This window comes from Larkinella terrae (genome assembly GCF_009668025.1).
Lineage (GTDB): Bacteria > Bacteroidota > Bacteroidia > Cytophagales > Spirosomataceae > Larkinella > Larkinella terrae.
In genome coordinates this window covers 550,848-563,434 of the sequence record NZ_WJXZ01000002.1, presented here as the reverse complement: position 1 = coordinate 563,434, position 12,587 = coordinate 550,848, and the positions used below count along the sequence as shown (strand labels likewise).

Below are 12,587 nucleotides of genomic sequence, written 5' to 3'. Positions count from 1 at the left end.
TGGCTTATTTCGCGATTTTAGCCACGACGGGTTCAATCAGCTTTTGAGAAGCGACGGCATCCAGGTGCAGTCCGTCGGTTGTCATGGTTTCGATATTCAAGCCGGGCGTTTCAAAACCGTTCACAAACAGGCACTCGTTGCGTTTGGCTACTTGCCCGAAGCTCTCGCTCATCCGGGCCACCCGTTGATTGCCCCCGGCGTATTTGGCGGTTGCTTCCGCTTTGGTCCCGTACGGCGGTGGAGAAATGACGACAATCTTCGCCCGGCGGATGGCCGGATAGCGGCAGCCTTTGATTTGCTGGATCAGCTTCTCCAGATTGGCCGGCACTTCGTTCTGACGATCCGCAAAAACCGCTTTGGCGTCGTTGGTGCCCAGCTCGATCACGATGTAATCGAAAGGCCGATCCTGCGCGAATTCAGCGGCCTTTCTAAGGTTTTCGTCAACGACCAGCAGCGAATTGAGGGTGCTGTCGCCGTTGTTGACAAACCCGATGGTTCGGCCCGATTTGCTGATGTTGAACACCTGCGCATTCGGCAGGGCGGTTTTTAGTTGCTGCGGCCAGCTGAAGGGAAAGGTACCGTTGCTGTCGCCCAGCGTAAAAATGGTGAGCGGTTTATCCAACGCGGATTGCGAAAAGACGTCAAAGGGAAACAGCAGGAAGCCCAGGAGGAATTTCGTCATCGGCAAACTTAGTTTCAATCCGGGCATGGGGCGAATCAGGTTTCGGTTCGTTTTTGCGGCAACATTTGGTCAATGTACGTTGCTTCCGGGTATTCACCGAAAATAACTTGATGCTTCGATGAAAATTTTATCACTAGTAACCCACTTGCCGGTGCTGCCGCTGGCCAACTGCATTCGGCTTCAACTACGTTAAGTAAAAAGTACGGTAAAAATAGTTACATATAAAAAAAGTATTCTTACTTCGTGGTGGGTGAAACTCGGAGTAGTGAATGAAGCAGCGTTACTGTCAACTAATAACGTTCGGATGGTTGGTGTGGGGGTGGATTTTCTATCCCGGCTTCTTACTTGCTCAACAGAAAAAAATTCCCACACCCGAGTTGATCACCGATCGGCAAGGGCTGCCACAGTCGTTTGTTCCCTCGATTGTGCAGGACAAACGCGGTTTTATCTGGATGGCAACCCGCGACGGTCTGGCGCGTTACGATGGCAATCAGTTCAAGGTATTTCAGCCGGACCCCAGTGGTCGCCCTTCGCTCTCGACCGCAGAAGTGGCTCAAATCCAGATAGATAGCCACGGAAAACTCTGGATTTCGAACGAACTGAACGATCTGGACATCTTCGATCCGGTTACGGAACAGTTTACCAATTTCTCGAAACAACCCTATTTTAAACCCCTTCAGTCGCACGATCTGTTGGTATCCCGGTATTATGCCGATCAACACGATCAGCTCTGGAAAACATCGGCCAATGACGGGTTAATTTGTCTGGACCTGCGCACTAAACGGATCCGGCGTTTTCGACATGATCCGCAGCAGCCTCAATCCTTGAGTAACAACTACGTCATTGGAATCCGGGAAGACCGTGCGGGTAATATTTGGGTGATAACCCTTAACGGCCTCGACCGCATTGATTGGAAAACCCATGCCATCCGCCACTACATGCAAAACCAGGTTTTAGAATCCAGTACGACCGGTATCTGGGTCTGTAAATCCGGCGATGTCGTGATGACCACTGAGCATTGGTTGTGGGTGGTCAAGCCGGACTCCGGGCAGATTCGCAAGTATTCCATTCCGGCGATCGCTACCCCCGCCGGGTATTTGCACTTTACGGAGGATAGCCACGGGAACCTCTATTTTGCCCGCAATTCAGCCCTTTTCAGGTTTACTGATCCGCAGGGCGTTCAGTTGCTTCATGAAGGGGACGATCAATCTCAAAATTCGTACCAGTGTGCCTTCATTGATCAATCGGACGTACTTTGGGTAGGAACCTCCGGTATGGGCGTCCGAAAATACGACCTGCGAAACCATCCTTTTCAAACCGCTCTCTATAAAAAAGATTTCGTAACGGATCTGCTCTCCCAAAGCTGGCTGCGGGTCCCTCCCCAATCCGGACCTCCCGCGATTCCCGGGATAACCAGTTACAATTTTCGTTACACCTTCGATCAGCGCGGACGAATGTGGTACAACGAGGGCAGTTCCGACTTCTACCGCATTGATTTCCAGAACAACAAAACCGATCAAATTCCCTTTCCAATCCCCTTCCAGAGTAAGGTCATCGGCTTTCACACCTGCCCCCTGGCCGCTGACCCGTCCGGGCGGGTGTGGGCGGTTTATGATACCACCGCATTTTGGTTTGATGAGCAGCAAACACAGTGGAGGGCGTTTCCTCATACCATTCCTCACCCAGCGCTGAATGCCCACCAAATGCTGGTTGTCGATCATCAGGCCCTCTGGCTGGCGACCTCCTCCGGCGGTTTGCTGCGGATCGACCGGGCTACTGGCCGGATAAAAACCTACGCCCAGATTCGGAACAACCCGGCTTCCCTCAGCAGTAATTCGTTGCTTGGCATGGCGCCAGACCCCAGCAATCCGGACCTGCTCTGGATCGGAACCTTCGGCAGTGGAGTTTGTATTTTCAACAAAAAAACCGGGTTGTCCAAACGCTTGTCGATCGCCGATGGGCTTCCCAACAACGTCATTTATTCGGTGATCCCCGACAGCCACGGCGATGTGTGGGTAGGCACCAACAAGGGACTGGGGCGGATTAACCGAAAAACGCTGGAAATCCAGACCTACACCACCGAAGATGGCCTGCTGGCGAATGAATTCAACCGGTTTCATTTTCTGCATCTGCCCGGGCGCGGAACCTCCGACGACCGCATCCTGATGGGTGGACTGGAAGGCATTACGGCCTTCAAACCGGGCGAAATTCGCCCCGATGCATTTCAGCCGGTGACCGAGATCACCACGCTGTACATCAATAACAAACCGGTTGTTCCGGGTCCGGACTCTCCCCTCGGTGAGTTGCCGATTCACGCCATCGACGAGCTGAATCTGCCCTACAACCAGAACTTCCTGACGGTTGAATTTGCGGTTTTGCAGTTCAATAAACACGATAAGAACCGGTTTCGGTACCAACTGGGGGGGCTGGATCCCGGCTGGGTAGAAAGCCGTCGGCCCGAAGCGGTTTTTACGGATTTACGACCCGGCACGTATATGCTGCAGCTGAACGGGACCAATTTAACCGGCATCTGGAGCTCGAAAATCCGCTTTCTGAAGATCATCATTCACCCGCCCTGGTGGGCCAGTTGGTGGGCTTATGCACTGTATACCGTCGTCGTGGTCGGGATTGCCTACGGGCTGTTTCAGAACTACGTCAACCGGCTCAAAATGCAGCAGTCGATGGCACTGAAAGAACACGAAGCCACGAAACTCCGCGAACTGGATGCGATGAAAACCCGGTTTTTTGCCAACGTTACCCACGAGTTCCGGACGCCTTTGACGCTGATTCTGTCGCCCGCCGAACAATTGCTCCAACAGCGGCTGGAACCCGGAATCCAGCGTCGGATTTCGATCATGGAGACCCAGGCTCGTCACCTGCTGCGGCTGATCAACCAGCTGATGGACTTCTCCAAACTGGAAGCTAACCTCATGACTGTCAATGAGTCACTGGGCGATCTAGGCCAGTGCGTCGATCAATGGCTGGTGCCGTTTCGGGAACAGGCAATGGGACTGGATATTGGGTTTCTGTTCGAAAACCGCCTGGCATCCCACTATTGGTTCGATCCCGACAAGCTCGAACCGATTGTCTATAATCTGGTGTCAAATGCCCTGAAGTTTACTCCGAAAGGGGGGCAGGTGGGTGTTCGTATTCACCCCCTGGAAGGTCAGCGGGAAGGAGTCGAACTTGTCGTAAGCGACACCGGGATCGGCATTCCCTCGGCCAGTTTACCGCTGATTTTTAACCGGTATTATCAGGTAGAAACGGTTTTGGAAAAACTCCCCAACCGCCCGGCGGGGACGGGTATCGGGCTGTCGCTGGTCAAAGAGCTGGTGGAAAGTCAGCAGGGACAGATCACGGTGGAGAGCCAGTTGGGGCAGGGTACCCTCTTCCGGGTCTGGTTGCCGATTCGGAAAGCTCAACCCACCGAAAAAAGCCGGTTGGCCGTTGAGGAGACGGCGGTTTCTCCCAAAGACGAAGTTAGTGACGAACGGGTTCGGATTTTGCTGGTAGAAGACAATGCCGACCTGGCGGAATTTATCACCGAGAGTTTGCCGGAGAAGTATGAAATTGATCAGGCGCGGAACGGGCTGGATGGCTTGAGTCTGGCGCTCGAACGAATGCCGGATCTCGTCATCAGTGACGTGATGATGCCGGTAATGGATGGCTACACCTTGTGTAATAACTTAAAAAGTGACCTGCGTACCAGCCATATTCCGGTAATATTACTAACGGCAAAAGTTTCCTACGAAGACCGGATCGAAGGGTTGACACGGGGAGCCGATGAGTATCTGACCAAACCGTTTCACGTGCAGGAGATTCAGTTGCGGGTGCGGAATCTGCTGGAGAATCAGCGTCGGCTGCGGGAGCAACTCCACGCCGGATTGACTCATTCCGAGCACCATCCCGCTAGTCCGGATCCGGTGCCAGCCGATCCGTTGCTGGCAGGCATCACCCAACTCATTGAAGCCAACATTGATAACGCGGCCTTTCGGGTCGAAGACATCGAGAAGTTCACGAACATGAGCCGGATGAGTCTGTACCGCAAGATGAAAGTAGTAACAGGCGTAACACCCGGCGATTTTATTCGGATGCATCGGCTGAAGCGGTCGGTTCAGTTGTTGCAGGAGGGAAAAGCAATCTCGGAAACCGCCTACCTGGTCGGGTTTGATTCCCCCGCGCATTTCACCAAGATGTTTCGGCAGCATTACCAGCTGACCCCGCGACAGTACCTGGCGAAGGTTAAAGAATAACCTGCCTTTATCGCAATTATCCCAATCGGCAGCTTTAAAACCGTGCTTTGGCATTTTTTCAGGCTTTTCGACCGATGGGAAAAATGTTATAGTGTGCCCGGCGTTTTACGAACCCAACCTCCGACGCCTACTTAGATGGCGGAAAACCGTTACCTCAACTAGAATCTCCCGATAAATACTTGAACTATTCGTCGAAAAAGTGGCCTAAGTAGCATTAAAACGAATTATTTCTTGCAAATGGATTTTGCATTACATTACTTTGTCTCCTGACTAAGTAGATTAATAGTCGCGATTTCTTCGACGATGTCTCAATTTCATTTACAAAAATGAAAAACCGGTTTACTTCTCATTGGCTCTGTCAGTATTCTGTCGATGGATTGGGGGCTTCTTTTTCTCGGCCCCGGAATGCCAACAACGCCTGTTGTTGTTGCTAGTGGCGGGCTATTAGGCCTCATTAACTTCCTTTATCACACCTTTTTATCTGATCAAGTGCGTTGCCGGTCTGTGAATTAAACCGGCCGCCGGATTTCCCGGTAATTACACCTGAATTACTTCGCCAACGGCAATTGAAGCGAAGGTTCCGAACAAATATCTATAAATTCTATAGATTTTAAAGTTTATCCTACCAAACTATTTTTTTATCACTGTAAACCAACACGCTTTCCACCTGAACAACACAAAAAAGCCAGCCCTGCGGCAACAGGGCTGGCTGGTTAAAAACAAGGCTCACTTTGGCAAATGATTCCGGACAACCGTTGAAGCGGCTGTCACGGCACCTTATTTTTCAGTTAACCAGTACAAAACAATGAAAAAAAGTTTATTTTTTCTTCTGTGGCTGACCATCTTATTCCAACCGGCGATTCTCCTCGCCCAGAACAACGGCCCAGTCATCAATGCAACCCTGACCGGCCGGATTATCGACGACAAAACGAAAGAACCGCTGATCGGTGCTTCGGTCCAGATCAAAGGCACCACCAACGGCGCCATCACCGACATCGAGGGGAAGTTTGCCCTCAAAACCGGTCAGACACTGCCATTTACGCTCGTCGTCAACTACATCGGCTACGTCTCCCGCGAAGTCAACGTCGTTGCCAATACCATCGAAATTGAGCTGCACGAAAACGTGAATCAACTCAGCGAACTGGTCGTCGTCGGCTACGGAACCCAGAAGCGTAGCGACATTACCGGCTCCATTGCCTCCATTCCGGCCGAAATCAAGACGCAGCCCGTTGCGTCGGCGGAGCGGTTGTTGCAGGGGGCCGTCGCGGGGGCCATCGTGACCCAGACGTCCGGCCAGCCGGGCGGGGGCGTCAGCGTTCAGATTCGGGGGAACAACTCGATCACGGCGGGCAGCGATCCGCTGTACGTCATCGACGGTTTTCCGATCAACAACGATTACTCCCTGAACGACGCGGGCGTTACCAATGGGTCGAAGATCAACCCGCTTTCTACCTTGAACACGGCTGATATTGAGTCGATTGATGTGCTGAAAGATGCTTCGGCCACGGCCATTTACGGCTCTCGGGGCGCCAACGGGGTCGTAATTATCACCACCAAAAATGCCGCCAAAGGAAAATCGTCCATCACCTACGACGGCTATTACGGCGTTCAGGAAGTAATCCGGACGATTCCGCTGATGAACGCTGGCGAGTGGTGGCAACTGCGGAAAGATGCCGCCCGCAATTCGGGCAAAAGCGTGACGATTCCGTCCACGATCGGTTACTCGCTTGACACCACCGGCCTTGGCACCGACTGGCAGGCTGCCGCTTTTCGGAAAGCGGCCATCCAGAGCCACAGCCTTTCCATTCTGTCGGGGTCGGACAAAACGCGTTTGGCCATTTCCGGCAATTATTTCAACCAGGACGGGATTCTGCAAAACACTGGTTTCAACCGGTTTACGGCCCGGATCAACGTCATTCACGACTATAGCAAGAAACTGCGGCTGAGCGCCAACATCACCGGCAGCACGAGCAAAGCGGATGTGGCCCCGGCGGCCATTGTGGGCAACCTCCTGCAAACGCCCCCGGCGCTACCGATTTACCGGCAGGACGGCACGTTTGTGGTCAACAGCCCATTCGAATCCAGTCTGCAAAACCCGATCAACTCGCTCTATAACCAGCTAAACGAAACCCGCACGAACCGGTTTCTGGGCAACCTCTCCGCCGAATATACCCTCATCGACGGCCTGAAGGCCAAGGTACTGTTCGGGGCCGACGTGGTGGATAACAAGCAAAACCGCTACCTGCCGATTTCGACCGCCGAAGGCCAGAACCTGCAGGGTAATGCGATCGTTGGGTCGGCCTTTACAACCAACTGGCTGAATGAGAATACACTTAGCTATTTCAAGGAAATCGATGCGAAGAACAAAATCGACGCCGTGATTGGGTTTACGGCCCAGCAATCCGACGCCAAAGGGGCCGTGGCCGAAGCCGCCGGTTTTGCCACCGATGCGTTTTCGTACAACAACTTAGGCACCGGCATTACGCCCCGGACACCTACTTCTTTTGCCACCCGCTGGTCGCTGGCATCGTATCTGGGCCGGGTCAACTACGCGTACGACGACCGGTATTTGCTGACATTGACGCTGCGGGCCGACGGTTCATCGCGCTTCGGGGAGGGCAACAAATGGGGCTATTTTCCGTCGGCGGCTTTCGGCTGGAACGTAAACAACGAGGCCTTTTTCAAGAACGTCCAGAAAATCAGTTTACTCAAGTTCCGGCTGAGCGCCGGTTTAACCGGAAACCAAAGCATTCCGCCGTACCAGTCGCTGTCGCAACTGAGCTATTTCCGGTACAATTTCTCCAACACCACGGTTTCCGGTTTTGCTCCGAACACCGTTCCGAACCCCGATCTGGGCTGGGAGAAAACGTTCCAGGTCGATGCCGGGGTCGATGTCGGGCTGCTCAACAACCGCATTCAGGTCGTGGCCGATTATTACTACAAAAAAACCACCGATCTGCTGCTGTCGCGGACGGTGCCGGGCTCGTCGGGTTTGTCCAACTTTTACGGCGGACAGGCCTCCACGATCTACCAGAACATCGGGGCGGTTTCGAATCAGGGCATTGAGTTGTACGTCAACTCGCGCAACCTGACCGGCGATCTGAAATGGAATACCATTCTGGTGTATTCGAAAAACACGAACAAAATTCTGAGCCTGGGCAACGGCGTCGATCAGATCATTCCGGTGATTTCCGCGCCTTCGATTGCCAAAGTGGGCTATCCGCTGGGCTCGTTCATTGTTTACCAGACCGACGGCGTGATTCAGAACGGCGATGCGGCTCTGACGCCCCAGGCCAACAAAAGCCCGGGTGGGCAGAAATACAAAGACATCAACGGCGACGGCGTGATCACGCAGGCTGGCGACCGCATCGTGATTGCCAACCAACCCGGTTTTACGGCCGGGTTGACCAACACGTTCAGTTACAAAGGTTTCGACCTGACGGTTTTCTTCCAGGGCACTTTTGGCGGGAAGATTTACAACGAAAACCGGGCGAACCTGGAATTGGGAACCGGCTACGTCAACGCGTCGCGCGACCTACTCAACCGCTGGACTCCGACCAACACGAACACGGACGTGAAAGCCGCCTACCAGGACCCGGCCATCACGATCTCCGACCGCTTCATTGAAGACGGCACGTACGTGCGGCTGAAAAACATCTCGCTGGGCTATTCGATTCCCAAAAGCCTGCTCGCCAAGGCACGAATCACCAACCTGCGCGTTTACGTTTCAGCCCAGAATGCCGCGACCTGGACCAACTACACCGGCTACGACCCGGAAGTGAGCCTGAACGGCCAGTCGCTGATCAACAAAGGCGTGGATTCGGGCGTGTATCCGAACAGCAAATCCTACCAGGCTGGTATTTCCCTGTCATTTTAAAAATTGCCCCCAACCCCCTGAAGGGGGCTTTAAAATCCAGAAGCTTAAGCCCCCTTCAGGGGGTTGGGGGCAAAAGTCGAACCACTATGAAAGCTTTAAAATATACTGCCGTTGCCTTGATCGCGTTGGCGACGGCCTCCTGCTCCGAGTTTCTGAACGAAAGCCCGGAAGCGTTTCAATCGGAAGATCAATATTACAAAACCCAGGCCGACGCCATCAACGCGGTCAATGCGGTTTATTTCTTTCTGAATTCGGGCGGAAGCTCCATTCAGACACCTTACAACACGCTGTTCAATACCGGCATGAACATGGCCGGGGACGACGAAGATCCGGGGCCGGGCGCTACCAATCCCGACGTGCGGTCGTTGTCGGTGCTGGCCCACTCCTCAACCAACCTACGGGTGTACGAAATCTGGCAGCAGCATTATGCCGCCATTAAAAAGGCGAATGTCGCGCTCGAAAAAATACCGACGATCGAGTTTGATGCGAGCGTGAAAAACCGCCTGCTGGGCGAAACGAAATTTCTGCGGGCGCTGTACTACTTCAACCTGGTACGTTTATACGGCGATGTGCCGCTGATTACGGAATACCAGAAATTTATCTCGGCCTCGGATTACGCCGTGGCCAAGTCGCCCTCGGCCAAAATTTACGAGCAGATTGAAAAAGACCTGACCGAAGCGGCCACGGTTTTGCCCGCTTCGTACAGTGCCCCCGATGTAGGCCGGGCTACGCAGGGAGCCGCCAAAGCGTTACTGGCGAAAGTGTACCTGACCAAAGCATCGCAGCCGCTCAACATCGCGTCGCATTACCAGGATGCCGTTAAAAAAGCGGAGGAAGTGCTGTCGTCGGCGGATGGTGGCACCGGACCGTACAGCTACAACCTGTTTGCGAACTACGCAGATGTATTTCTGCCCGCAACCAAAAATGGCGCCGAACACATTTTCTCGGCCCAGTTCAAGTCGAACTCACTCAATCAGGGCAACAACGAAAGTCCGCGCACGATCCTTTCGTCGATCCCCGGCCTGAGCGGCAACTACGCCCACATGGTGCGGTTTTATACGGAAGGCAGCGACAAGTTTTTCAGCATCTACAAGCTGTACCAACCCGGCGACAAACGGAAACGGGCGACGTTCGTCACCAGCTTTACCAGTCCGACCAACGGCCGCAAATACGCGCTGCCCATCGCCAACGCAGCCGTTTCGAACGATTCGACGCCGTTTTTCAACAAGTGGTGGGACCCGAACTCGACCGCCGTCACCAGTGAATCGGCCGCCAACGTACCGATTCTCCGGTATGCCGAACTGCTGCTGATTCACGCCGAAGCCGAAAACGAAGCCAACGGCCCGACGGCCAAGGCCTACAAGTCGCTGAACCGGGTTCGGAACCGGGCCGGTTTGCCGGATTTAGCCCCGGACCTGACCAAAGATCAGTTCCGCGAAGCGGTTTACCTGGATCGGCGGCTCGAACTCGTATTCGAATACCAGCGCTGGTTCGACCTGATCCGGCAAAAGGACGCCAGTGGCAACAGCACGTTCGTCCGGAACCTGCACAAGGTGGGCAAAACGAATGCGACGGAGAAAAACCGGCTGTATCCCATTCCGCAATCCGAACTCGACAACAACGCCCTGCTGACCCAAAATCCGGCCTGGTAATCAACCACTTAACCAACAAACGCATGGAATTCCTGAACCGATCCGACCTGGTTCTGCTGGCAAAAAAGATTGCCGTCGGCATCCTGGTCACCCTGATTCCCTTTCTGATTCTGTTCTGGGGCCTGCGCCTGACGCAGCACCTGCTGCACCGCCCCCCCCAGTCCACGCATGCCAGCCACCCATGAGCGGTGTACGGTTTTCACTGGGCCGACGCTTCGGTGGCTGACGTAAGCTTTAATAAGAACGCGTCGGCTCCGGCAAAGAACCGCATCATAAACCGAAAACCGTATACCGTATACCGAAAACTGTAAACCGTTAAAACGCATGAAAATGGAACCCCGCATTGCGCGACGCATCGTCCGGAACGCCCTGTTAAGCGTCTTTTTGTACGCCCTGCCGGTGCTGCTCATGTTTATCACCTTCTATTTCACCGGGCAGCGGCCCTGGGAGAAGAAGGCCCAAAAGAAAACGCAGCTTGTAACCAAGAAGTAAGTAACCACCCTTAAAATCGAAAGCTATGATTATGTTTTTTGAAGAAGTTTTTCGCAATCTCAGTTCCTGGGGATTGCCCACGCTGGTGCTGCTGTTGGGCGTTGTCGAATTTTCACTCGGTCTGTACAAGCACCACTGGAACACGAACGAAAAGTTGCTGGACATTGCCTGCTTCACGCTTCCCAAGCTGGTCATCCGGCCGCTGACGACGTATTACACGCTGCAATTCCTGCCGTATGTGCTCGGCGATTACAAAAATGCGTTCGACTGGGTGCCGTTCTGGTGGGGTTTTGCCATCATCGCCGTGGCCGACGACCTGACGCAATACTGGTATCACCGGCTGCACCACGAGGTACCGTTTCTCTGGCGGTTTCACCGGACGCACCACTCCGCGCCGTACATGGGCATGGCGATGGCCAGCCGTCAGAATGTCATCTACACCATGTTCTTCTCGCAGACTTACCTGACGGCGGTTTTAGTTTTCCTGGGCCTGGGCTATCCGGCTTTGTTTGTGCGCGGCATCAAGTCGCTGATTACCACGCTGGCCCATTCCAGCATTCCCTGGGACAAACCGTTTTACGAAAACCGGTGGCTGCATCCGGTGGCCTGGGTATTGGAGCGCCTGATCTCGACGCCAGCCACGCACCACGCCCACCACGCCGATACCACCGACGACGGCGTGGGGCATTATAAAGGTAATTTTGGCAACATGTTTTTCCTGTGGGATGTTATTTTCGGCACCGGTTTGATCACCCGGCAGTACCCGAAGTCGTACGGGATTTCGCATTACCAGCAGGAAGAATGGTACGCCCAGTTTATGTGGCCGATCCTGAAATCGAAAAAAGAAGGCAGCGAACTGGCGAAGAACGGCCCGATGGTGAAAGAGGATGAGAAAGCGTCACTGCCAGTTTCTGCGCCGGTCATTACCACCGGGTCACTTTATGGCGAACCGGAATTGAAAGTGATGTAAGAGATTGTCCAAAAATAGTAAAGCCTGTTTTCTATATTGCCCCCAACCCCCTAAAGGGGGCTTTAATTGGTGTGCTAAAGCCCCCTTTAGGGGGTTGGGGGCAACGCGAAAGAAGGGAAAGTATAAAATTTAGACAGGCTTAAAAAAAGGCGAAATTTAGCAAACCCGTTTCGGCCTTTTTAAAGCTTGTCTAACTAGTACGCTTTTAGTTTACCAGGCTCCGGCACCGGCCGCCCGGCCTTCAGGGGGTTGGGGGCAAATCGGGCAAAATGGAAAGTTCAAAATCACAACATTTTACCAATACCGTACTCTTTTCCATGCAATCCAGTTCCAAACGGTTTCCTGGTTTTTTACCCATCACCCTGAGCGGTTTTGTGCACCCGGTTTTTGCGCAGAAAAAACCGGTCAACGTGCTGGTGTTGTATTCTGATCGCGCCGTTCGGACTGCCAACAACCGGAAGCTGATCAAATACAACCTGAAGCAGCAGCAAACCACGCAGTTGCTCGACCTCAACAAGGCCCCTTACGAAACCCGCAACCTGGCTGGCGATCCGGCTTTTCGCCGGAAAAAACAACAGTTGGAAACACGGCTGGTCAATGAGATGAAAAAATACCATGACTTTCTGAATTTTGGAAAACCCAATTGGGGCAAGTAGCCCTG

Annotated in this window: 8 protein-coding genes; 7 read left to right on the top strand and 1 reads right to left on the bottom strand. The window is 53.5% G+C overall.

The window, feature by feature from the left end; all coding sequences use genetic code 11:
• Positions 1-4: 4 nt before the first annotated feature.
• Complete coding sequence (locus tag GJJ30_RS06310; protein WP_170299142.1) at positions 5-682, bottom strand: SGNH/GDSL hydrolase family protein; 678 nt, start codon at positions 680-682, stop codon at positions 5-7.
• 377 nt (positions 683-1,059) lie between these two features.
• Here GJJ30_RS06310 and GJJ30_RS06305 point away from each other — a divergent pair, with 377 nt between their 5' ends.
• From GJJ30_RS06305 to GJJ30_RS06280, 7 genes are all read left to right on the top strand, one after another.
• Entirely contained in the window at positions 1,060-4,935 is a 3,876-nt protein-coding gene (locus GJJ30_RS06305; RefSeq protein WP_170299141.1) for a hybrid sensor histidine kinase/response regulator transcription factor, read from the top strand.
• Between the two features lie 805 nt (positions 4,936-5,740).
• Complete coding sequence (locus GJJ30_RS06300) at positions 5,741-8,812, top strand: SusC/RagA family TonB-linked outer membrane protein (RefSeq protein ID WP_154174294.1); 3,072 nt, start codon at positions 5,741-5,743, stop codon at positions 8,810-8,812.
• An 86-nt stretch (positions 8,813-8,898) separates the two neighbouring features.
• Positions 8,899-10,464 carry a RagB/SusD family nutrient uptake outer membrane protein gene (locus GJJ30_RS06295; protein WP_154174293.1) on the top strand — a complete coding sequence of 522 codons (1,566 nt, stop codon included), beginning with the start codon at positions 8,899-8,901 and terminating at the stop codon, positions 10,462-10,464.
• A gap of 23 nt (positions 10,465-10,487) precedes the next feature.
• Positions 10,488-10,649 carry a hypothetical protein gene (locus tag GJJ30_RS32155; RefSeq protein ID WP_205880535.1) on the top strand — a complete coding sequence of 54 codons (162 nt, stop codon included), beginning with the start codon at positions 10,488-10,490 and terminating at the stop codon, positions 10,647-10,649.
• 139 nt (positions 10,650-10,788) lie between these two features.
• A complete protein-coding gene (locus GJJ30_RS32010; protein ID WP_170299140.1) occupies positions 10,789-10,956 on the top strand; it encodes a hypothetical protein in 168 nt (55 codons plus the stop codon).
• A gap of 25 nt (positions 10,957-10,981) precedes the next feature.
• A complete protein-coding gene (locus GJJ30_RS06285) occupies positions 10,982-11,926 on the top strand; it encodes a sterol desaturase family protein (protein ID WP_154174291.1) in 945 nt (314 codons plus the stop codon).
• Positions 11,927-12,243: 317 nt separating this feature from the next.
• Entirely contained in the window at positions 12,244-12,582 is a 339-nt protein-coding gene (locus GJJ30_RS06280; RefSeq protein WP_154174290.1) for a hypothetical protein, read from the top strand.
• Positions 12,583-12,587 lie beyond the last annotated feature (5 nt).